Here is a 20,678-nt window from a genome sequence, read left to right as displayed (position 1 = left end):
TCAACCCTTCTTGAGCTTGAGGACCTGTTTACGCAGCCCCTCGGTGGCGGCTTCGAGGCCGCCTTTCATCGCACGCTTGAGCACGAAACCGGGGATCGGCACCGCGGGGTCCACGGTGATCTCGAACCGCACCCTTGTCTTGTCACCGTCGGGGGTCAGCGTGTACGACGCGCTCTGTGTCTTGAGCTGGCTGGACTCCAGCAGCGTCCAGCTGGCGCTGTGGTCGGTCCAGGAGTACTGGACGACCTGCTCGTCGGAGATGCCCATGGTCTTCAGTTTCAGGCGCACCCTGCCCGGCCGGCCGTCGGCGTCGCGGTCGAGCACCTCGGCGCCCTGGTGCTGCGACGACCATTCGGGCGCGGACTCGACATCGGCGATCACGTCGAGGATCTCCGCGGGGCTCGCCTCGATCACGACCTCACGGGAATCGTTGGTAGCCATGACGCGACCCTATTCCCGTTAAGTTGACGGCATGGAGCTTTGGGAGCTTTGCGCCCGCGAGCGCATCAGAGACACCCTCGCCCGGTACAACTGGTCGGGCGATGCGCTGCGGCTCGACGAGCTCGCCGGCACGTTCTGCGAGGACGGCGAACTCGAGGTGCGGGGCAGCACGCCGGCGCGGGGCCGGGCCGGGATCGTCGAGTTTCTCGGCGGCGCCGTCGCCGCGCCGAACGCCGCCGCGTCCGCGTCGAACGTCAAGCGCATCGTGCGGCACAACGTGACGAACATCCGCTTCACCGAGGTGACGCCGCAGCAGGCGCGGGTCGCGTGCTATTTCACCGTTCTCACCGAGATCGGCCTGGATCACTACGGCCGCTATCGGGATGTGTTCGTGCCCGTCGGGGACGACTGGCTGATCAAGCATCGGTTCGTCTCGACCGACTGGAGCGCACCGGATTCGACGATGGCGCGGTGACACCGGCGCCTCGCGAGTGCTACGCGTGGTCGCCCCGCTCGGTAGGCTCAACACCCGTGGACGCCGCAGTGGACCCGACCGTTCCGCCCAGCGGTACCGGGTGCGTCGAGTGCGACGCCGGGGGTGGCTGGTGGGTGCATCTGCGTCGCTGCGCGGCATGCGGTCACATCGGCTGCTGCGATGACTCGTCAGCACGCCACGGCGCACTGGCGCGACACCGGTCATCCCATCATCCGGTCGTTCGAGCCCGGCGAGGACTGGTTCTGGAACTACGCCACCAACGACTACTACGACGGCCCGCGGCTCGCTGCACCCGAGAGCCGCCCGGCGAAACAGCCCGTTCCCGGACCGCGCGGCAGGGTGCCCAAAGACTGGATGAACCGGCTTCGCAATCGCGGGCACTGACTTTGGGTACTCCGCGTGTCATGAAGAAGGAAAGCCCCGACACCGTGGAATCCAACAAAGGCCCGGCGGACGCCGACGACGACGTGCTCAGCGATCCCGCGAAGGGTTCCGAGGATCGGTCCGACTGGTCCGATGAAGGCGGTGCCACCCCGAGCGGGCCCGCCGCGGACACCGAAAGCTAGAGCGAGGCCGCCAGCGCCGACAACGTCTCGGCGGCAGTGTATTTCGGTGCCCAGCCGAGCTGCGACTTCGCCTTGTTGGTATCCATCACCACCGAGGTGCGGCCGACGTGCAGCCACTCGAGCGCCGACGGGACGAACGGCAACCGGGTCACGATGCCCGAGGCCACGACCGCGGCGACCTCGGGCACGCGCACCGGCCGCGCACCGAGTTCACGGACCACGTCGCCCACCGACACCACCCCGTCACCGGCGATGTTGTACGCGCCCGGCGGCGCGGATGTGGTGACCGACAACGCGATTGCCGAGGCCACGTCGTCATGATGCACCAGCTGAAGCGGTATGCCCGGATCGGGGATCGGCGGCTTCAACAGCGGCAGGATCTGGTTGATGCGCTTGATAGGTCCGGGCAGGTGGGTCCACGGCATCGCGTCGGCCAGCGCGGGCGCCTTCGGCCCCGCGACGATGCACGGCCGCAGCACATAGACCTCGAGATCCGATCCGCCGGTGATCTCGGCCAGCGCGGCTTCACACGCGGCCTTCTGCTCGGAGTAATAGTGCTCAGGTGACCCGCGCGCCGGCACCTCCTCGGTGAGGGGCACCGGGTTGTCGGAGTGGTAGCCGTACGCCGCCACCGACGAGGTGTAGACCAGGCGCCTCGGGCGTGCGGCGGCCACCGTTGCCTCGAACACGTTGCGGGTGCCTTCGAGGTTGACGCGGGCGCTTTCCTCGCGCGAGCCCATGATGATGAACGCCAGGTGGACCACGACGTCGGCGTCTGCGACCAGCGCGTCGACCGCCGCGCGGTCCAGGATGTCGCCCTGCTGATAGGTGGTCTTGGACCAGCCGTGCTCGGCGGGGTCGAACGGTCGGCGCGCCATCCCAACGATCTGGTCCACGTCGGCGAGGCGCTCGAGGGCCTGCACCGTCGACTTGCCGATCTCGCCGGTGGGCCCGGTGACCGCCACCGTGATCCCCATGCCTGACGCTATTCCCGGCGGGGCACGTCAGGAAACCAGGTCAGGACATGTCGGCCAGCGCCTGTTTGGCCGCGTTGTAGCCGGGAATGAACGTGATGCCGGGCCCGCCGTGGCAGCCGGCACTGCCCAAGTAAAGCCCGTCGATCGGAATAGGTTGGTCTGCATAGCCTTTCGGACCGGGCCGGTTGGGCCCGATCTGATCGGGGTGGATCAGGCCGTGGCAGTAGTCGCCGCCGGGCGCGCCGAACATGGTGCCCATGTGCTTGGGGGTGAAGGTGGTGTGCCGCATGATGAGGCTTTGGAAGTTCGGCGCCAACCGGGTGATCTTCTCGATGACGCGCCGACCCATCTCGACCTTCATCTCGCCGTAGCTGGACTGGGTCTCCTCGATCGGGAACCACAGCGAGAACGCCGAGGCGGCGTGTTTACCCGGCGGCGCCAGCCCGGGGTCGTTGACCGACGGGATCTGCAGCGCGATCGCGGGGTCAGCGGGCACGATGCCGCGGCGGCAGTCCTCCCACTGCTGCTGCAGTTCCTCGGGTGTGCTGAAGATGCCGATGTTCGACTGCATCGCCGGGTCGTTGAGCAGTTCGTAGGGCGCCGCGAACTCAGGGACACCGTCGAGCGCGAAGTGCATCTGCAGATAGCTGCCCCGGTGGTCGATGCGGGAAAACCGTTGGCGCACATCGTCGGGCACCGCGGCGGGGGCGATCAGCTCGGTGACCGTGAAATCCGGTGCGATGCCGGAGACGACGACGGACGCGGTCAGCGTCGAGCCGTCCTCGAGGCGCACACCGCTCACCCGGCCGTCGGCCACGGTGATCTCCTCGACCTTGCTGCGCAACCGCAACTCGCCGCCGCAGGCGGTAAAGATCGAGCACAGGTGTTGCGTGAGCGCGCCGATGCCACCGCGCACCTTCTTGACGAGCAGGGCGTTCTCGTCCGGCACGGCGAACCCGTACGCCAGTGCCGCAGCGGTGCCGGGGGTGGCGGGTCCGCGGTAGGTGGTGTTGCACGCCAGCAGTGCCAGCATGCCGCGCAGCGCGCCGTGCTTCTCGCGGTCGGGCAGATAGCGGTCCACCACATCGGTGACCGACCCGAACAGCAGATCGGTGATGGCTGATCGTTCGAATTCATTTGTGGCACAGGCATACATCTCGTCAAGCGTCTTGGGCGGCTGACCGGCGTCGAAGCGGCCCAACGCCCGCGTCGGCGCCTGACACCACGCCATCAGCCCGGCCATCCCGTTGACCGCCTCCGCGCCGTGCACCTCGTTGACGTGCGTCATCAGCTTCATCGGGTCGGTGTAGTAGACGAACGGCTCGTCGCCGACGCCGCGCAGCGACACCGACATCACGTCGAGGTCGACGGTCGGCAGTTCGTCCAGCCCCAGTTCCCGGCTCACCGTCGCCGATGTGGGGATCTGCACCGAGCCGGCGATCTCGAACTTGAAGCCGTCGAACAGCTCGACGGTGGACGCCATTCCGCCGGCATAGAGCTTGGCGTCCACACACAGCGTGCGCATGCCTGACTTCTGCAGCAGGGTCGCCGCGGTCAGACCGTTGTGGCCGGCGCCGATGACAATCGCGTCGAAGTCCGTCATTGGCCGAGGCTGGCACGCACGCCCATGTTTTGTCAATATTGACAAAACATCCTCTAGATCGTGTCGCCGATCCCTTTCCTCAGGGTTTCCAGCGCCTCCCGGCACAGCCGCGCGAGCTCCGGTAGGGAGTCCTCGCTGCCGCTGTATCCGAGCATCCAGACCTCCATCGCGCCGAAGACCGCGGCCGCGATGCACCGGGCGGTGACGGTGATGTGCATACGCTCGTCGGTGGCGGGCGCCGGCGCGCCGGTCCGGGTGAGGTGATCCTCGATGGCGTCGGCGAACTCCGCCTCGACCTGGCGCATGTGCCGCACGATGCGGCCGGAGTCGAGTTCTTGGGCGCGCAGGGCCGCGGCGCGCACCACCGCCCAGTCGTCGTACGGCGACGCCATGATCGCGGCGAGAACGGATTCGATGAGCGGTTCATCGGCCGAGCGTTCCGCCAGCGCGGCCCGAAACCATTGCAGCCCTGCGTCGTAGTCGGCGAACAGCAGATCGTGTTTGGACGCGAAGTGGCGGTAGAAGGTGCGCAGCGACACCCCGGCGTCGGCGGCGATCTGTTCGGCGGAGGTGTCCTCGACGCCCTGGGCGAGGAAGCGGACGAGGGCGGCCTTGCGCAGCGCTTCGCGGGTGCGCTCACTGCGCGCGGTCTGGGCGGCCCGGGCCATTCGGGTAAGTTACCCCAGCCGGACTTATGTCAATATTGACAAAACTTCGGGATTTGGTGAGAGACTGCCCGTCATGGTCTCGCTTCTTGTGCACGCCGTGCTCGGGGTGGCGGTGGTCTGGTTCACCATCGCCTCCAACCCCAAGATCTTCAGCAGGCCCGCCGACGGGCCGCGGTTCTCCGCGGTCGAGATCGTCTTCTGGGCGGTCGGCCTCGCGTCGCTTCCGCTGTTGTGGTACCACAACATCCAGTTCGTCAACGAATACGCGAGCGCGTCGTCGAATCCCTTCTGGGGTCCGGGAAGTTGGCAGGAGTTCATCGCGCTCGGCTACACCAACCCGGCGTCCAGTTCGGCCAGCGCGGACTACACGATCATCAACGTGATCCTGCTGCCGCTGTTCACCATCATCGACGGGCGGCGCCGCGGCATCCGTCATCCGTGGCTGTACTTCGTGTCCAGCCTGTTCACCAGCTGCGTGTTCGCCTACGCGTTCTACTTCGCCACGATGGAGCGCCAGCGCCGCCACCAGCTGGCCACCGCCGAGCTCAAGTCCCCCGCCTGAGCGCCGCCACGGTCGTAGGGTGCGACCATGACCGACGACCTACGGCAGCGCCGCCTCGAGGTGATCCGCGAGCACATGGACACCGAGGTGACCAAGGAGTTCGACCGGACGCTGGCGACGTTCAAGGCCGGTTCCGAAGGACGCCCGCATTACGAGATCATGGCCACCGGCCAGGTCTTCGACGGCGACGACGAGGTGATGGGCTATTACCGGACGACGCGCACCGCGTTTCCCGACCAGCGCCACGACAACGTCCGCTACCACGTCGCCGACGACACGGTAGTGGTCGAATTCGACTTGCTGGGAACCAATCTCGGCGAGTTCTACGGCCTGCCGCCGACCGGAAAGGCGTTCCGGGTGCCGGTCGCGGCAGTCTTCTTCTTCGACGGTGACCGCATCGTCAACGAACGGATCTACTTCGACTCGGCCAGCTTGGTCACCCAGATCGGACGAAGCGAGTTGCTGTCCCTGGTCGGTACGGGCGAGCTGTGAAGGTCCACCACCTCAACTGCGGGACGATGCGTCCCGTGGGCGGCCCTGAACTGGTCTGCCACGTGCTGCTGGTGGAGACCGACAACGCGTTGGTGCTCGTCGACACCGGATACGGGTTGTCGGACTGCAACGATCCGGCCCGCCGCCTCGGCCTGCCGCGCCGAATCCTTCGGCCCGCGTTGGACCCCGCCGAAACCGCCGTCCGCCAGCTCGAACGGCTGGGTTTCGCCCGTGACGACGTCCGCCACATCGTCGTGACCCATTTCGACGTCGACCACATCGGCGGGATCGCCGACTTTCCCGATGCCCAAATCCACTGCACCGCAGCCGAAGCCGCTGGGGCACTGCATCGTCCGTCGCGCCGCGAGCGGATCCGGTTCCGGTCGGCCCAGTGGAGCCACGGTCCCAAGATCGTCGAGCACGATCCCGACGGCGAGGCGTGGCGCGGGTTCGCCGCGGCCAAGCCGCTCACCGATGTCTCACCGGGCATCGTGTTGGTGTCACTGCCGGGCCACACCCGCGGGCACGCGTGCGTCGCCGTGGACGCCGGTAGCCGCTGGCTGTTGCACTGCGGTGACGCGTTCTACCACCACAGCACACTCACCGGCGTCTCAGCGGGGCCGCGGGCGCTGCTGGCCTCCGAGAAGACGATTGCCTACGACCGGAAACGTGTGCGAGACAACCATTTTCGTCTGGCCGAACTCTACCGCCGTCACGAACCGGATCTGCTGCTGCTCTGCGCGCACGATCCCACGCTGTTGAGGCACGCGCGGGCCACCGCGGCGTGACCCGTCACGAGGACGAGCGGCGCCGCTGATAGGACTCGATCCACTTCAGCACGTCGTAGTAGCGGGTCGGCGCCACCCGTCCGAGCAGATCGAAGATTCGGGCGTCGGGTCCGACGAGGATCCGCGACTTTCCCGCCTCCACTCCGCGGTGGATGATTTCGGCCGCCTTGTCGGGCTTGGTCATGGTGATCGCCGCGAAGTCGTCGGCGACCTGTTGCTGCGTACGGCCACGGCCGGTTGGATCCTCCCGATAGCGCGCGTTGCGCACGATGTTGGTGTCGACGCCGCCCGGATGCACGGTGACGGCGCGGACCCCCGTCCCCCGCAACTCCTGTCGTAGCGCGTCGGTGAACCCGCGGACGGCGAATTTCGATGAGCAGTAAGCGCTTTGACCAGGCATGCCGACGAGACCGAAGACGCTGGAGGTGTTGACTATCACGCCGTCGTTCTGCTCGAGAAGAATCGGCAGGAACGCCCGCGTGCCGTTGACCACGCCGCCGAAATTGATGTCCCACACCCACTGGTCGTCCTCGGGTGCCGCGTTGAGTACACGCGAGCCCACCGTGACGCCGGCGTTGTTGAACACCGCGCCGAGCGGTTGTGGCGCCCACTGGCGCACCTGGTCGGCGAAGTCGTGTTGCGCCGCCGCGTCACGCACGTCGAGCACCCGCAGCAGCGTCGGTCCGCGCAGCGACGCCTCGGTCTCCTTCAGGCCGTGTTCGTCGACGTCGGCGATGGCCACCGGGCAGTCGTGCGCGGCCAGTCGCTGCGCCAGGGCGCGTCCGATTCCCGACGCCGCGCCCGTGATCACCGCGGTGCGGCCACTAATCGTTGTGCGCCGTTTGCCCATGAGCCCCTCGCGTGCGGTTGCAGGTAGCGCCCACGGTACGGGCCAGTACCGCCGTTGACAAGGTCAGCTGGCCGGCAGGGCGGGGGTGAGGAGCGCGATCGACGCCTCGACGGCCTCGTCGGCGATATCGGTCATGCGCCCGCCCTCCTCGACCGTGATGGCAACCAGCTCGCGCAGACCGCCCAGCAGCATGATGATGCGCTGACGCGACACCGGGCCGATGCCCGCGGCGCGGAACTCACTGGTGTCACCGAGAGCGTGCACCATCGCGATGAAGTTCTCCATCGCCTCGCGCTGAAGTCCGCGGGCCGCGCTGCCCAGGGCAGGCACGTCGCGAATCCAGCTGAGCATCAGCGCCGCCCGGGATTCGCCGGAGGCGATCCACGCCTCGATGGCCTGGCGCACCTGGGTGCGCCAGGGCGCTTCGGCGTCCACCGCGGCCGTGATCTTGGCGACCTGATCGGCGTTGGCCTCGGTCAGCAGCGCGATGAAGCAGGCGTCTCTGCTGTCGAAGTGCTCGTAGAAGGTGCGCCGCGAGGTCTTGGCCCGCCGGACGATGTCGGCCACCGTGGTCTTCGGGTAGCCGACCTCGGCGATGGACTCTTCGAGGGCGTCGAGCAATCGCTGGCGGAAATCGGCCGTCGTCACGCTATTCATCCTGGTGGCCAGGGCCGGGATCGAACCGGCGACCTTCCGCTTTTCAGGCGGACGCTCGTACCAACTGAGCTACCTGGCCGGACGGCACCGGTTGTCGAAAAACCGACATGCCCGCCGTACTGGCGACCCTGACGGGACTCGAACCCGCGACCTCCGCCGTGACAGGGCGGCGCGCTAACCAACTGCGCCACAGGGCCTTACTGTGCGACTTCCATCGTACGTGCGTCGCGTGTACCCCCTACGGGATTCGAACCCGCGCTACCGCCTTGAAAGGGCGGCGTCCTAGGCCGCTAGACGAAGGGGGCCAGCCGAATCTCTCCGGGGTACTCACAACGCCATGTCGTTGGGAGCCTCGATAGCTTAGGGTACCTGCACCCCAATCCTCAAACGAGCGGGCTGTCCGGTTACCAGTATCCTGTTGCTCGCGCCCCTATAGCTCAGTTGGTAGAGCTACGGACTTTTAATCCGCAGGTCCCAGGTTCGAGTCCTGGTGGGGGCACTTGGTCAGGCCCGTTGCCGCAGATGACTGGTGGTGTGTGGCGTCGGTCTTCCCCACCGTGCGGTGGCGCTGGGTTCCGCGCGGGCGCCTTCGGTGATGCCGGGTCACCAGGCCCAATCCGAGTCTGCGGTTTCCTCCATACGGCCGATGACGTAGGCGCTACCGCTGCCCGAGAAGAAGTCGTGCGTTTCGAGGCTGCCGGGGTCGAGCTGGGCCATGATCTCCGGCGCGACCTCGCAGTCGTCGGCCGGGAACAGCGGATCGTAGCCGAGGTTGCGCAGCGCCTTGTTCGCGTTGTAGCGCATGAACGCCTTGACGGCCTCGGTGACGCCCATCCCGTCGTAGAGATCCTGGGCGTATTCGACCTCGTTGTCGTAGAGATCCATCAGCAGCGAATAGGCATACTCATGGAGTTCCGCCCGTCGCTCCGGCGATTCGGCTTCCAGGGCGCGCTTGAACTTGTGGCCGATGTAATACCCGTGGACCGCCTCGTCGCGGATGATCAGCCGGATGATGTCGGCGGTGTTGGTCAGCTTCGCCCGGGCCGCCCAGTACAGCGGCAGATAGAAGCCGGAATAGAACAGAAAACTCTCCAGCATGACCGAGACGATCTTCTTCTTGAGCGGGTCGTCGCCCCGGTAGTAGTTCACGAGGATCTCGGCCTTGCGCTGTAGGTGCGGGTTCTCTTCCGACCAGCGAAACGCCTCGTCGATCTCCTTGGTAGAGCACAGCGTGGAGAAGATCGAGCTGTAGCTCTTGGCGTGCACAGCTTCCATGAAGATGAAGTTGCCCAGCACCGCCTCTTCGTGCGGGGTGACGGCGTCCTCGATCATCTCGACGTCGCCGACGGTGCCCTGAATGGTGTCGAGCAGCGTCAGCCCGGTGAACACGCGGATGACGACCTGCTGCTCGTTCGGCGTCAGCGTGTGCCACGCCGGAACGTCGTTGGACAGCGGAATCTTTTCGGGCAGCCAGAAGTTGGTGGTGACACGGTTCCAGACCTGAAGGTCGACCTCGTCCTGGATGTCATTCCAGTTGACAGCACGGACGCGGTCAATCACCTTGGTGCTCAATATGTTTCCTCCTACCCCCACGTGAAGCGGTGCTGCGGTCTCGGGGCCGCGCCGGGTCCAACTGTATCCGCTGCCCTGCCGCGCCGGGGTGAGATCATCGCCGTGTCTGCAGATCTAACCCACCCCCGCGGGTGAGCCCGAAATCGGGTAACTTTCTTCGTATTCCGGTGTCAGTGCCGTTCGACCCGCCGGCTCGGCCGCCGACGCCCTGATCTCCTGCTTACTTGCCCTTGACGTTGAGGATCTGGCGAAGCTCGGCGTCGATAGTCACCATCGACTCGGCGTCGCGCATCACGACGTCGATCGGCTTGTAGGCGTCGGGGATCTCGTCGACCCAATCGTTGCCGGGCCGGTACTCGATGCCCTTCATACGCTTGTCGAGGTCGGCGGCGGTGAACAGCTTGCGCGCCTTGGTACGCGAGTAGCGCCGCCCGGCGCCGTGGGGTGCGCTGCACAGCGCGTCGGGGTTGCCCTTGCCGGTCACGACATAGGACCGGGTGCCCATCGAGCCCGGGATCAGGCCGCGCACGCCCTCGTGTGCGTCGATGGCGCCCTTGCGGGTCAGCCAGACCTCGCGGCCCCCGTAGACCTCGCGCCGAGTGTAGTTGTGGTGCGTGTTGATGCGCTCAACCTCGAAGTCGGCATGCCACAGCGCCATCGGGTCATCGGCGCTGGCGATGTCGTTTCTGGTCCAGCGGGCGAAGGCCTGAGCGAAACGGTCCATCATCTCGCCGCGGTTCAACAGCGCGAAGTGCTGCGCCCAGCGCAGCTCGCGGATGTACTCGTCGAAGGCTTCGGTGCCCTCGGTCAGGTACGCGAGGTCACGATGCGGCAGTGCGACCGAGTTCTTCGCGCAGATGTCCTGGGCCTTGCGAATGTGCTTCTGCGCGATCCTGTTGCCGACGCCACGCGAGCCGCTGTGCAGGAAGAGCCACACCCGGTCGCGATCGTCGAGACACAGCTCGATGAAGTGGTTGCCGCCGCCGAGGGTGCCGAGCTGTTCCCGCCACTTCGGCGAGTGCGACAGGTCGACGTTCTCGCGCCGGGCCTTGTCCTCGAGCTCGCTGATGCGCTGCTGTGTGAACTTGTACCGGCCGAGGCGGCGGTTGTAATTGCCCGCGCTCATCGGGATTGCCGACTCTAGCGAGCTTCGCAGCTTGGACAGGCCCAACCCGGCGATGCTTCCAGCGTCGAACGTGGTGCGCACGGCGATCATCCCGCAGCCGATGTCGACGCCGACGGCGGCCGGGATCACGGTACCGTCGGTCGGGATGACCGTGCCGACGCTGCTGCCCTTCCCAAAGTGCGCATCGGGCATCAGCGCAACGTGCGGATAGACGAACGGCATCGTGGCCGTCTGCTCGGCCTGCTCGATGGTCTGGTCATCGACCTCGCTGGCGAAGTTGACGAGCCGGTCGGTAACGATTGCTGTCACAAAGTCCTCCTGGTGCTATCGCTTGCCCAGCCACCGGCGCAGCGCCATGCGGTCGACGCCGACCTCACGGGCCGTCGCGGCCTCGGCAGCGCCGTCGCCGACGGCCAGCTTGGCGACGACCTTCGCCGCCACCCACTGGGCGGCGACCCGGCTGCGCGCACGAGCCAGCGTCTTGCCGACACTGGCCGGCGTCGCCTCGCCGGCCAAATACCTCGCCGCCGCCAGCAGCGCTGTGTCGCGGATGTGGTCGTCGACTCCAGCGACGTCGCGCCAGACGTTGGCGAAGCGCTTCGTCGCAGCCGGATCGAGCTCGATATCGTGCTCGACGAGCCAGACTTTCGCTTCACCGTTCATGTACCCACCCCAGCGACGGGTTGTTGTCAGTGCGATCGCGCCCGGTCGGTGCAGGGCGTTCATGTTCATACCAGTCCACCGCTCGCTTGGTAGCGCTGACTACAGGGGCTGTAGTCCTGTCTACATCAGAGTGTTCAGTCGTCGTCGCCGCCCCTCGGGCCCCTCGGCCCGTCCGGGCCTTTTGGTCCCTTCGGTCCTTTGGGGCCCCTCCCGTTCTCGCCGCGGCTGTTCCACGGCGGACCCTGCTCGACCTGGGCCGGCGCGGGCGGCGGAGGTGGCGGCAGCAGCGACGGCGGCGGAGGCGTCGTGGGCACCGTTGTGCTGGTGCTGGCCGGGGCCGGCGGCGGGCGCGACGCGGACTCGGCGATCACCGCCGCCAACGTGACCACCACGGCGACCAACGCCGCGGCCACCCCTAGCAGTACCCGGGTGCGGTTTTTGGGAGCCGGCGGTCGCACCGCCATCGTCGTCGGCGCAGGCAACGGGGCAGCCAATACCTTGGTCGGCGGGCGATGCCCCGCGGGCGGCTCGAAGCGCCCCGCCAGGGCGGCGCTCATCGACTGCGCACTGCCGAACCTCCAGCGCGGGTCAGGTGCCATCGCCCGCTCCACCGTCGCCGCCAGCACCGGGTCCGCATCCGGGCGCAGCGCCGCCACCGGCGCCGGCGCACCGTCGGTGATCGCTCGCGCCAGCTCCGCGAGGTTCTCTTGCGGGAAAGCCCGCCGACCGGTCAACGCCTCGTAGCCGACGACGCCGAGCGCGTAGAGGTCGTCGCACGCCGTGGCCGGCGCCCCGGCGATCCGCTGCGGGCTGAGATAGGCCATCGTGCCGACGATCTGACCGGTCACCGTGTCGGGTGTGGCAGCGCTTTTCGCGATCCCGAAGTCGGCGACCTTGGTATGCCCGGAGTCGCTGAACAAGATGTTCGCCGGTTTGATGTCGCGGTGCACGATTCCGGCGGTGTGCGCGGTGGCCAGGGCCGACAACACATCGTCGAGAATGAAGCGCAACTGCGGTTGCCGAAGCGGTCCGCCAGCGATCAGGTCGGCAAGGGTGTGCCCCGACAGCCGCTCCATCACGATGAACGGTGTGCCGTTGTGCTCGCCGCTGTCGTGCACGGCGACGATGTTCGGATGGCTCAACGCGGCGGCTGCCCGGGCCTCGCGCTCAAACCGGCCCCGGGTCACCGGATCGGCGAGAAGCATCGGATGCAGCAGCTTGATCGCCACCGGCCGGTCGAGTCTGGTGTCCCAACCGTCGCGTACTTCCGACATGCCGCCCCGACCCAGGACGCTGCGCAGTTCGTACCGGCCGCCAAGAATCTCTGGCGCCTGCATACCGGTAAAGCTAGCCCCCGCGAGCGGAGTGCAAACCTCTGCGGGGTCAGACCTTCGGGCTGTAGTAGTGCGGGTTGTCGCGGTACTCCACCGGCGGCAGGTTGCGCGCAGGCGTCTCGACCAGCGGCGCGTCCGCCGACAGCCGGCCGTGTGCCCGATCCCACGCCGAGCGTTTCCGCGGGTGCATCAGCATGCGCTTGGGCAACAGCTTGGTGATCCGATAGACCAGGTTGCCGAACTGCCGATGCAGCCATTCTTGGCGAGGTGACCAGGAGTAGCCCATCAGCTCGCGCACCGGCGGGTCGTAGAGACCCACCGCGAAGAACGTCAGCACACGCTGCATGACCTTCAGGTTCAGCCGCCACGCCCAGTCCGGCACCCACTCCAGCGAGGGGTGTTTGGGCATCGTGGAAAGGTCCATGACTTCCCTTGCCGCCCAGGTGTTTTCCAGAACATTGCGGCACATGTGATCCCAGTACTCCTGGAATTCCTCCCAGGTCTCGGGCACCGAGCGCATGCTCATCCCGTACATCCGGTACCAGGCGATGTGTTCGTCGAACAGCTGGCGCTTCTGGGCTTCGGTGAGCCCGCCGCCGAGCCATTCGGCGGCCAGCAAGGTCGACTTGAAGAACGTCGCGTGCGCCCAGTAGAAGACCTCGGGGTTCAGCGCGTTGTATCGGCGCCCCTGCTCATCGACGCCTTTGATGCCGATGTGATAGTCGCGCACCTCCGCTCCGGTACGGGGCGCGCGATCACCGTCGAACACCACGCCACCGATGGGATAGACCGAGCGGAACAGTCGCGGCATCCGCTCCAGGAAGAAGATCGAGTGATCTTTCACGGCCGCGCCCAGCTGCGGGTGCATGTTCTGCATCGAACCGGCCCACGGCCCCTGCAGCATGCCGGTCCACTGACCGAAGTACTTCCAGGTCAGCGAGTCCGGCCCGAGCGGCTCCGGCAGCGTGCCGTATCCCCCGCCGGAAACCGGGCATCCGGCGGCCATCTCCGATGACTCGTCCCCCTGCCCTGCGGGCGGGCGGTGGTGCCCCCAGGACACCGGGCATGCATCGGACGTATCTTGAGTCACTGATGAGCTTCCCATCCAGCCAGACGGTAGATTCTGACTACAGACGTTGTCATAGTCGAGCTTAGGAGCGATGTGCCTTCGGGTCAACGACGCGGCCGGTGGTCCGGCGTCCCACTACGGGACCGTCAGGCGCTGCGCCGCGACGAACTCGTCGCCGCCGGGGTGGCGCTGCTGGGCAGCGAGGAGGGGCCGGCGCTCACCGTGCGTGCGGTCTGCCGGGCGGCGGGGCTGACCGAGCGCTACTTCTATGAGAGCTTCGCCGATCGTGACGAGTTCGTTCGCGCGGTCTACGACGACGTGTGCGCGCGGGCGATGGCCACGTTGACGACGGCGGAGACGCCGCGCGAGGCGGTCGAGCGCTTCGTCGAGTTGATGGTCGACGATCCGGCAGGCGGTCGGGTTCTGCTGTTGGCGCCGGAGGTCGAGCCCGTGTTGGTCCGCTCCGGTGCCGAATGGATGCCGAACTTCATCGAGTTGCTGCAGCAGAAGCTCACCCGCATCACCGAACCCGCGCTGGCGGCCATGGTGGCCACCGGGCTGATCGGCGCGCTCACCGCCTTGTTCACCGCCTACCTGGACGGTCGCCTGACGGTCACCCGCGAGCAGTTCATCGATTATTGCGTCGGCATGCTGCTCGGCCGGGCGCCCAGCCGTTGACCGCTACTCCTCTTCGGAGCTCTCCCCCTCGGCAGCTTCCTCTTCGGCCTCGGACTTGGCCGCACGTCCCAGCGGATGCTGCACGGAGGCACCGGGATTCGTCTCCGACGCATACGCGCCCGCGCAGTTCAACGACACCATGATCTCGTCTTCGGAGTACTCGAAGCCGTCTCCGACGCCCCGCAGGAGCGACGGCTCCCAAGCGCCGGTGACGATGCACTCGTCCTCTGCCAACTGGTCGCCCACCCGGGTGACGACAATCGGGTTCAGCCCGGCCTCGTTCATCTCAGCGGAGGCATCGGCGTAGCTCTGCCCCACGTAATCGGCTGCGGCAGTGGGTATTCCGATCAGCAAGAGCGCTGCGGTCCCGAACGTCACCGCCCCGACCCGAAGCGAAATTCGTCTCATCATCGCCGACTACTTTGGCGCCGCGATGTGAACGCCGTCGGACGGCTACGTTGACATTGTGTTAATTATGTTGTGGCGACGGGCCATTGAGCGCCATCGACGGTCAGGAACTCGGGGCTTCCTCGGCGGCTTCTTCTTCATCCGCGGCCATGGCGTCCCGGCCCAGCGGGTGTTGCACGGAGGCGCCGGGTTCGGTTGCCGTCGCGTAGTCACCGTTGCAGTTCAGCGACAGCATCACCTCGCCGCTGTCGGCGCTGCCGTCGCGCACGAATGACGCCTCCCAGGCGTTGGTGACGATGCAGTCGTCCTCCGAAAGCCGGTCACCCACCCGGGAGGCGACGACGGCGGTGCCCCCGCTGTTCTTGATCGCCGTCGTCGCATCCGAATATTTCTGGCCCACCACATCTGGCTCGGCGCTCGCCACGTCGGCGCCCACCATGACCGCGCACCCCATCGCGGCGACGAACATGGGTCCTGTTCCGAAAGCTATGAGCTTGTTCACGTCTGCCGGCCTCCAAACGCCCAGGCAACACCGCCGGACCGATACTGGAAATCGTATGGCGGTAAGGAGTGAGCCGCCACTCGAGCGGCCGGTCCATCGGCGGAAATCAGACGCTGACGTGCGCCGGGCGACCCGAGCCTATTGCTGAGCCTGCCGGGCGGCGGCGGCCTGCCGCGCGGCCCTGTCCCTGGCGGCCTTCTCCGCCTTGCGCTGCTGCTCTTCCTTTGCCGCCCGCCCGGCGGGGCTGGCTGCCGAGTTTCCTGCCGTGCCCGCCGCGGCCAGCTCGCCGTTACAGTTCAGCGCGACCATGATGTCTTTGTTGGCCACCGGACGGCCGCGCCGGTTGGGCCGGCGAACCGCGGCCTCCCACGCGTTGGTGACCAAGCACCTCGACTCGGCCAGTGCATTGCCGGTACGGGTCGCCACTACGGCTTTTCCGCCTGACCGCTGGATAATCCTCTTGGCGTCCTGATAGGTGCGGTTGACCACATCGGGCGGATTGGCCTCGGCGACCCCCGCCCCTGCGAAAAGGGCGCTGCCGGCCACCGATGCTGCGGCGACAGCGCTCGCCACAACCCTGACCATCTTCAAGCTCGAGAACCTCCGCGTCGTCGCGTGTGCTGCCGTCGCGCCGAGCGATTTGCTCGCTGGGCGTTGAGACGCATCGTACCGCCTGCAGAAGAGCCTTGTGATGCAGATGTGACAGGGCCGCTGCGTAACTTGAATGTCACCGGGGTACACAGATACTCTGACTGCTACTTACAGGTACAGATAACTGGAGGGGCCATGCACGAGAACCTGACCGACCTCCACCTCCTGCGTGAACTCGAGCCCGTCGTGGAGAAGAATCTCAACCGGCACCTGTCGATGCAGAAGGATTGGAACCCGCACGATTACATCCCGTGGTCCGACGGGAAGAACTACTACGCCCTCGGCGGCAAGGACTGGGACCCCGAGGAGGCGAAGCTTTCTGAGCTCGCTCAGGTCGCGATGGTTCAGAACCTGCTCACCGAGGACAACCTCCCCTCCTATCACCGCGAGATCGCGATGAACTTCGGCATGGACGGGGCCTGGGGCCAGTGGGTCAACCGCTGGACCGCTGAGGAGAACCGCCACGGCATCGCGCTGCGCGACTATCTGGTCGTCACCCGCGCTGTCGACCCGGTGCAGCTCGAGCAGTTGCGTCTCGAGCAGGTCACCCGCGGCTTCTCCCCTGGCCAGAACCAACAGGGCGACCTGTTCGCCGAGAGCCTCTTCGACTCGGTCATCTACGTGACGTTCCAGGAGCTGGCCACCCGCGTATCGCATCGCAACACCGGCAAGGCCTGCAACGAGACCGTCGCCGACCAGCTGCTGGCCCGGGTCTCCGCCGATGAGAACCTGCACATGATCTTCTACCGCGACGTCTCCGAGGCCGGCTTCGAGATCGCCCCCGACCAGGCGATGCACTCGCTGCACCGGGTGCTGCGCAACTTCAAGATGCCAGGGTTCACGGTGCCGGAGTTCCGCCGCAAGGCCGTGATCATCGCGGTCGGCGGCGTCTACGACCCGCGCATCCACCTGGATGACGTCGTGATGCCGGTGCTGAAGAGGTGGCGCATCTTCGAACGCGAGGACTTCACCGGCGAGGCCGCGCGGATGCGTGACGACCTCGGCAAGCTGGTCGAGGAACTCGAGGAGGCCTGCGACAAGTTCGAGATCTCCAAGCAGCGCCGCCTCGAACGCGAGGCCCGCAAGGCCGAGAAGCTCACCGCGCAGAGGGTGCTCGCAAGGTCGTCGTGACCGCATGACCGTTGCAGCCGAAACCCGCTCGCTGAGCATCGGCGACATCCGGCTGGCCAGCCCGGTCGTGCTGGCCCCGATGGCCGGCGTGACGAACGTGGCCTTCCGCACCCTGTGCCGCGAGCTCGAGATCGCGCGCGCCGGGACGGTCAGCGGGCTCTACGTCTGCGAGATGGTCACCGCGCGGGCGCTCGTCGAGCGTCACCCGGCCACCATGCACATGGTGACGTTCGGCCCCGACGAGTCGCCGCGGTCGCTGCAGCTGTACTCCGTGGATCCGAAGTACACATACGACGCGGCCAAGATGATCGCCGACGAAGGCCTGGCCGACCACATCGACATGAACTTCGGCTGCCCGGTGCCCAAGGTCACCCGGCGCGGCGGAGGGGCCGCGCTGCCGTTCAAGCGCAAGCTGTTCGGCCAGATCATCAAGGCCGCCGTGGCCGCGACGAACAACACCGACATCCCGGTCACCGTGAAGTTCCGCGTCGGCATCGATGACGAACATCACACCTTTCTCGACGCCGGGCGCATCGCCGCCGAGGAAGGCGCGGCCGCCGTCGCGCTGCACGCCCGCACCGCGGCCCAGCGGTACTCCGGCAAAGCGGACTGGCAGCACATCACCGCGCTGAAAGAGCACGTCACCGACGTTCCCGTGCTGGGCAACGGCGACATCTTCGAGGCCGAGGACGCGCTGGCCATGATGGCTTCGACCGGGTGCGACGGGGTCGTCATCGGGCGCGGCTGCCTGGGCCGCCCGTGGCTGTTCGCCGAGTTGTCGGCGGCCTTCAGCGGCAAACCGCTGCCGACCCCGCCGAACCTGGGTGAGGTCGCCGAGATCCTGCTGCGCCACGGCGACTTGTTGGCCGCCCACTTCGGCGAGGACAAGGGGATGCGCGACATCCGCAAGCACGTGGCGTGGTACCTGCACGGATTTCCGGCCGGTGCCGAGCTTCGGCGAGCGTTGGCGCTGGTCAAGACGGTTGCAGAGCTCGAAGATCTGCTCGGCCAGCTCGATGCGGACGTGCCTTTCCCCGCCGCGGCGCAGGGCCCCCGTGGCCGTCAGGGTTCCTCGGCATCCGTGGCGTTACCCGAGGGCTGGCTGGCCGATCCCGACGACTGCACGGTTCCCGCCGGTGCCGAGGTCATGCATTCGGGGGGCTGAGCCGGCTCGGGCGTCTCGAAGTTGTCTCGATACTGAGACGACTCCGACATCACAACTCTCAGGATGTCTCAGTACGATATGGAACTTGTTCGGTATGGGCTCCGATCGGAGCCCCGCGAGTGCTGGCACACGGCATGCGGCACCGCGGACGTTCATGCGCAAAGTGTGCGGCGACTATGGGTCGGAGGCCGGTGGGATCATGAGTGACGGCGACAGCCCTGGTGCTGATGCCACTCCTGGCCCCCGTGGTTCGTCGGAGTCCGGCCATCCCGCCGACGACAACCGATGGCTTACCCGAAGCGCCCGCCCGAAACCAGGCGCCGCGCCGTGGGAACGCAGAAGCCGAGCTGGACGCGGCGATGGCGCCGGGCCGGGCCCCGGAAGCCACACGGACGGCATCACCGTCGCCGACCTGATCGCCCGCGTCCGGGGCGACACCGCCGTGCCCGAAAAGTTGCGGCGCCGCCGCGCCGAACCCGACGAACCGGCACCGGTCACCGAGATCATCGCAGCGGTACCCGACACCGAAGAGCCGCGGCCGCTGCCGGACGACGAGCACGACACCGAAATCATTCCGGCCGTCCAGTTGCGCTCACCGGACCTGCCGGATCTGTCCGCGGTCCGCAGGCACCGCCGGGTGGCGCCAGCGCACGTCGTCGCCCGGCGCGGCAGCGACCGGCCCGACCGGCCGAATCGTCGCCGGGCCCTGCGCTCCACGATGATGGCGGGTCGGGTGGCCGCAGCGGCGATGGCGGTGCTGGCGCTGGTCCTCACCGGCGGGGCGTGGCAGTGGCAGACCACGAAGAACAACATGCTCAACCGGATCTCGGCGCTGGATCCCGATTCCCGCGACATCGTCGACCCGAACGCGCAGTTCGGCGACGAGAACTTTTTGATCGTCGGGGTGGACAGCCGGCTGGGAGAGAACAGCGAAATCGGCGCGGGCACCCCCGAAGACGCCGCCGGCGCCCGCTCGGACACCGTGATGCTGGTGAACATCCCCGCCAACCGCGAACGCGTCGTCGGGGTGTCGTTTCCCCGTGACCTCGAGATCGAACCGATGCAGTGCGAACCGTGGGATCCGCACACCCGCGAGTACGGACCGATCACCGACCCGGACTCACCCATGTACGGGGCCGAGAAGGTCTACACCGAGTACAAGCTGAACTCGGCCTACGCCGTCGGCGGGCCCAAGTGCCTGGTGAAGGTCATCCAGAAGATCTCCGGGCTGTCGATAAACCGGTTCATGGCAGTGGATTTCGCCGGTTTCTCCAAGATGGTCGACGCGCTCGGCGGCGTCGAGGTATGCAGCACCACCCCGCTTGAGGACTACGAGGTCGGCACGGTGCTACCGCGGGCGGGGCGTCAGATCGTCGACGGTCAAACCGCGCTGCAGTACGTACGCGCCCGGCAGATCACCACCGAAGGCAACGGTGACTACGGGCGGATCAAGCGTCAACAGCTGTTCTTGTCCTCGTTGTTGCGCTCGCTGATCTCCAAGGAAGTGTTCTTCTCGCTGTCCAAGCTCAACAACGTGGTCAACATGTTCATCAACGACAGTTACGTCGACAACATGGACACCAAGGACCTTGTCACGCTCGGGCAGTCGATCCAGGGCATCGCGGCCGGTCGCATCACATTTCTGACCGTGCCGACCACCGGTTACATGGACGAGTGGGGCAACGAGCACCTGCGCGAGGAAGACACCAGGGCGATCTTCGACGCGATCATCAACGACGAACCACTGCCCAAGGAGCGCAACGCCGACAACACCCCGGTGCCGGGCGCACCCGAGTCGTCGACCGACTTGATGAGCCAGACACCGGGCCAGGGCGCCTTCGAATCCAGCGAGCTGGTCAATGCGGTCACCACCAATCCGCAGGACATCACCGTGCAGGTGTCGAACTCCACGGGCCGCAGCGGTCTGGCCGCCAGCGCCGCCAGCGCGCTGCAGACCCACGGCTTCAACGTCACGACGCCCGACGACTACCCGGGCCCGCTGGACGAGACGACGGTGTTCTTCTCACCGGGGAACGAGGAAGCCGCCGCGACGGTGGCCTCGGCGTTCGCCAACCCGACCATCGAGCGGGTGACGGGCAAGGGCGACATCGTCCAGGTGGTGCTCGGCAACGACTTCAACTCGGTGCACACACCATCGCCGAGCGGCTCCCCCGTGCAGGTCCATGTCGTGCGCGGCACCAACAGCACACCGACCGCGCTGCCAGACGACCTGGCCGTCACCAACGCGGCCGACACCACCTGCGATTAGCTGTTTGCCA

At 67.0% G+C, this 20,678-nt stretch carries 23 protein-coding genes, 4 tRNA genes and 1 pseudogene; 11 read left to right on the top strand and 17 right to left on the bottom strand.

Annotated elements, in window-relative coordinates; translation table 11 throughout:
- A complete protein-coding gene (locus G6N28_RS15205) occupies nt 1–441 on the bottom strand; it encodes an SRPBCC family protein (RefSeq protein WP_163901583.1) in 441 nt (146 codons plus the stop codon).
- A 31-nt stretch (nt 442–472) separates the two neighbouring features.
- Between G6N28_RS15205 and G6N28_RS15200 the strand changes: the two genes are divergently transcribed.
- From G6N28_RS15200 to G6N28_RS15190, 3 genes and pseudogenes are all read left to right on the top strand, one after another.
- Complete coding sequence (locus tag G6N28_RS15200) at nt 473–916, top strand: nuclear transport factor 2 family protein (protein ID WP_163901581.1); 444 nt, start codon at nt 473–475, stop codon at nt 914–916.
- Nucleotides 917–972: 56 nt separating this feature from the next.
- A pseudogene (locus G6N28_RS15195) lies at nt 973–1,321 on the top strand (UBP-type zinc finger domain-containing protein).
- 20 nt (nt 1,322–1,341) lie between these two features.
- Nucleotides 1,342–1,503, top strand: a complete 162-nt coding sequence (locus tag G6N28_RS15190) for a hypothetical protein (protein ID WP_163901579.1) — start codon at nt 1,342–1,344, stop codon at nt 1,501–1,503.
- On the opposite strand, the gene G6N28_RS15185 is transcribed toward G6N28_RS15190, so the two are convergent.
- The 3 genes from G6N28_RS15185 to G6N28_RS15175 are packed head-to-tail and all read right to left on the bottom strand — an operon-like array spanning nt 1,500 to nt 4,751.
- Nucleotides 1,500–2,480, bottom strand: coding sequence for an NAD-dependent epimerase/dehydratase family protein (locus G6N28_RS15185; RefSeq protein ID WP_163901577.1), 981 nt, complete (start codon nt 2,478–2,480; stop codon nt 1,500–1,502). The genes G6N28_RS15190 and G6N28_RS15185 overlap by 4 nt on opposite strands.
- 40 nt (nt 2,481–2,520) lie before the next feature.
- The gene (locus tag G6N28_RS15180; RefSeq protein WP_163901575.1) at nt 2,521–4,083 is read right to left on the bottom strand and encodes a phytoene desaturase family protein; all 1,563 of its coding nucleotides are present in this window, start codon (nt 4,081–4,083) and stop codon (nt 2,521–2,523) included.
- Nucleotides 4,084–4,136: 53 nt separating this feature from the next.
- Nucleotides 4,137–4,751 (bottom strand): TetR/AcrR family transcriptional regulator, encoded by a 615-nt coding sequence (locus G6N28_RS15175; RefSeq protein WP_163901573.1) that lies wholly within the window; start codon nt 4,749–4,751, stop codon nt 4,137–4,139.
- A gap of 73 nt (nt 4,752–4,824) precedes the next feature.
- On the opposite strand from G6N28_RS15175, the gene G6N28_RS15170 reads away from it, so the two are divergent.
- Genes G6N28_RS15170 through G6N28_RS15160 form a run of 3 tightly spaced genes read left to right on the top strand, consistent with a single transcriptional unit; the run spans nt 4,825 to nt 6,593 of the window.
- Nucleotides 4,825–5,313, top strand: a complete 489-nt coding sequence (locus tag G6N28_RS15170) for a DUF2834 domain-containing protein (protein ID WP_163901571.1) — start codon at nt 4,825–4,827, stop codon at nt 5,311–5,313.
- A 27-nt stretch (nt 5,314–5,340) separates the two neighbouring features.
- Nucleotides 5,341–5,805, top strand: a complete 465-nt coding sequence (locus G6N28_RS15165; protein WP_163901569.1) for an ester cyclase — start codon at nt 5,341–5,343, stop codon at nt 5,803–5,805.
- A complete protein-coding gene (locus tag G6N28_RS15160; protein WP_163901566.1) occupies nt 5,802–6,593 on the top strand; it encodes an MBL fold metallo-hydrolase in 792 nt (263 codons plus the stop codon). Before G6N28_RS15165 ends, G6N28_RS15160 begins: the two co-directional genes overlap by 4 nt.
- A gap of 4 nt (nt 6,594–6,597) precedes the next feature.
- On the opposite strand, the gene G6N28_RS15155 is transcribed toward G6N28_RS15160, so the two are convergent.
- From G6N28_RS15155 to G6N28_RS15135, 5 genes are all read right to left on the bottom strand, one after another.
- Nucleotides 6,598–7,443 (bottom strand): SDR family NAD(P)-dependent oxidoreductase, encoded by an 846-nt coding sequence (locus G6N28_RS15155; RefSeq protein ID WP_163901565.1) that lies wholly within the window; start codon nt 7,441–7,443, stop codon nt 6,598–6,600.
- A 63-nt stretch (nt 7,444–7,506) separates the two neighbouring features.
- Complete coding sequence (locus G6N28_RS15150; protein ID WP_179962086.1) at nt 7,507–8,100, bottom strand: TetR/AcrR family transcriptional regulator; 594 nt, start codon at nt 8,098–8,100, stop codon at nt 7,507–7,509.
- Nucleotides 8,101–8,102: 2 nt separating this feature from the next.
- A tRNA-Phe gene (locus G6N28_RS15145) sits at nt 8,103–8,179 on the bottom strand.
- A gap of 41 nt (nt 8,180–8,220) precedes the next feature.
- Nucleotides 8,221–8,297, bottom strand: a tRNA-Asp gene (locus tag G6N28_RS15140).
- A gap of 35 nt (nt 8,298–8,332) precedes the next feature.
- Nucleotides 8,333–8,405: transfer RNA gene (locus G6N28_RS15135), tRNA-Glu, on the bottom strand.
- A gap of 121 nt (nt 8,406–8,526) precedes the next feature.
- On the opposite strand from G6N28_RS15135, the gene G6N28_RS15130 reads away from it, so the two are divergent.
- Nucleotides 8,527–8,599 (top strand) — tRNA-Lys (locus tag G6N28_RS15130).
- Between the two features lie 104 nt (nt 8,600–8,703).
- Here G6N28_RS15130 and nrdF read toward each other — a convergent pair.
- The 5 genes from nrdF to G6N28_RS15105 all read right to left on the bottom strand — a co-directional run bounded on the left by nrdF (nt 8,704) and on the right by G6N28_RS15105 (nt 13,885).
- Entirely contained in the window at nt 8,704–9,675 is a 972-nt protein-coding gene (gene nrdF, locus G6N28_RS15125) for a class 1b ribonucleoside-diphosphate reductase subunit beta (RefSeq protein WP_407665015.1), read from the bottom strand.
- Nucleotides 9,676–9,892: 217 nt separating this feature from the next.
- On the bottom strand, nt 9,893–11,107 hold the full coding sequence (locus tag G6N28_RS15120) for an RtcB family protein (protein WP_235674582.1): 1,215 nt from the start codon (nt 11,105–11,107) through the stop codon (nt 9,893–9,895).
- 15 nt (nt 11,108–11,122) lie between these two features.
- Nucleotides 11,123–11,461 carry a hypothetical protein gene (locus G6N28_RS15115; RefSeq protein WP_163901559.1) on the bottom strand — a complete coding sequence of 113 codons (339 nt, stop codon included), beginning with the start codon at nt 11,459–11,461 and terminating at the stop codon, nt 11,123–11,125.
- A 134-nt stretch (nt 11,462–11,595) separates the two neighbouring features.
- Entirely contained in the window at nt 11,596–12,798 is a 1,203-nt protein-coding gene (locus G6N28_RS15110) for a serine/threonine-protein kinase (protein ID WP_163901557.1), read from the bottom strand.
- Nucleotides 12,799–12,844: 46 nt separating this feature from the next.
- The gene (locus G6N28_RS15105) at nt 12,845–13,885 is read right to left on the bottom strand and encodes an oxygenase MpaB family protein (protein ID WP_163906277.1); all 1,041 of its coding nucleotides are present in this window, start codon (nt 13,883–13,885) and stop codon (nt 12,845–12,847) included.
- A 72-nt stretch (nt 13,886–13,957) separates the two neighbouring features.
- Between G6N28_RS15105 and G6N28_RS15100 the strand changes: the two genes are divergently transcribed.
- Nucleotides 13,958–14,542, top strand: coding sequence for a TetR/AcrR family transcriptional regulator (locus G6N28_RS15100; protein WP_163901555.1), 585 nt, complete (start codon nt 13,958–13,960; stop codon nt 14,540–14,542).
- A 3-nt stretch (nt 14,543–14,545) separates the two neighbouring features.
- Here G6N28_RS15100 and G6N28_RS15095 read toward each other — a convergent pair whose 3' ends face one another.
- The 3 genes from G6N28_RS15095 to G6N28_RS15085 form a co-directional block, all read right to left on the bottom strand.
- The gene (locus tag G6N28_RS15095) at nt 14,546–14,953 is read right to left on the bottom strand and encodes a PASTA domain-containing protein (RefSeq protein ID WP_163901553.1); all 408 of its coding nucleotides are present in this window, start codon (nt 14,951–14,953) and stop codon (nt 14,546–14,548) included.
- A 100-nt stretch (nt 14,954–15,053) separates the two neighbouring features.
- Complete coding sequence (locus tag G6N28_RS15090; RefSeq protein ID WP_407664963.1) at nt 15,054–15,452, bottom strand: hypothetical protein; 399 nt, start codon at nt 15,450–15,452, stop codon at nt 15,054–15,056.
- 138 nt (nt 15,453–15,590) lie between these two features.
- On the bottom strand, nt 15,591–16,025 hold the full coding sequence (locus tag G6N28_RS15085; RefSeq protein ID WP_235674581.1) for a hypothetical protein: 435 nt from the start codon (nt 16,023–16,025) through the stop codon (nt 15,591–15,593).
- A gap of 213 nt (nt 16,026–16,238) precedes the next feature.
- Between G6N28_RS15085 and G6N28_RS15080 the strand changes: the two genes are divergently transcribed.
- From G6N28_RS15080 to G6N28_RS15070, 3 genes are all read left to right on the top strand, one after another.
- Nucleotides 16,239–17,234 carry an acyl-ACP desaturase gene (locus G6N28_RS15080; protein ID WP_163901547.1) on the top strand — a complete coding sequence of 332 codons (996 nt, stop codon included), beginning with the start codon at nt 16,239–16,241 and terminating at the stop codon, nt 17,232–17,234.
- A gap of 31 nt (nt 17,235–17,265) precedes the next feature.
- Nucleotides 17,266–18,399 carry a tRNA dihydrouridine synthase DusB gene (gene dusB, locus G6N28_RS15075; RefSeq protein WP_179962203.1) on the top strand — a complete coding sequence of 378 codons (1,134 nt, stop codon included), beginning with the start codon at nt 17,266–17,268 and terminating at the stop codon, nt 18,397–18,399.
- Between the two features lie 199 nt (nt 18,400–18,598).
- The gene (locus G6N28_RS15070) at nt 18,599–20,668 is read left to right on the top strand and encodes an LCP family protein (protein WP_163901543.1); all 2,070 of its coding nucleotides are present in this window, start codon (nt 18,599–18,601) and stop codon (nt 20,666–20,668) included.
- Nucleotides 20,669–20,678 lie beyond the last annotated feature (10 nt).

It is taken from the genome of Mycolicibacterium pulveris, assembly GCF_010725725.1.
Taxonomy (GTDB): domain Bacteria; phylum Actinomycetota; class Actinomycetes; order Mycobacteriales; family Mycobacteriaceae; genus Mycobacterium; species Mycobacterium pulveris.
The sequence above is the reverse complement of the archived record's forward strand: the minus strand, read 5'-3'. Positions and strand labels throughout refer to the sequence as shown.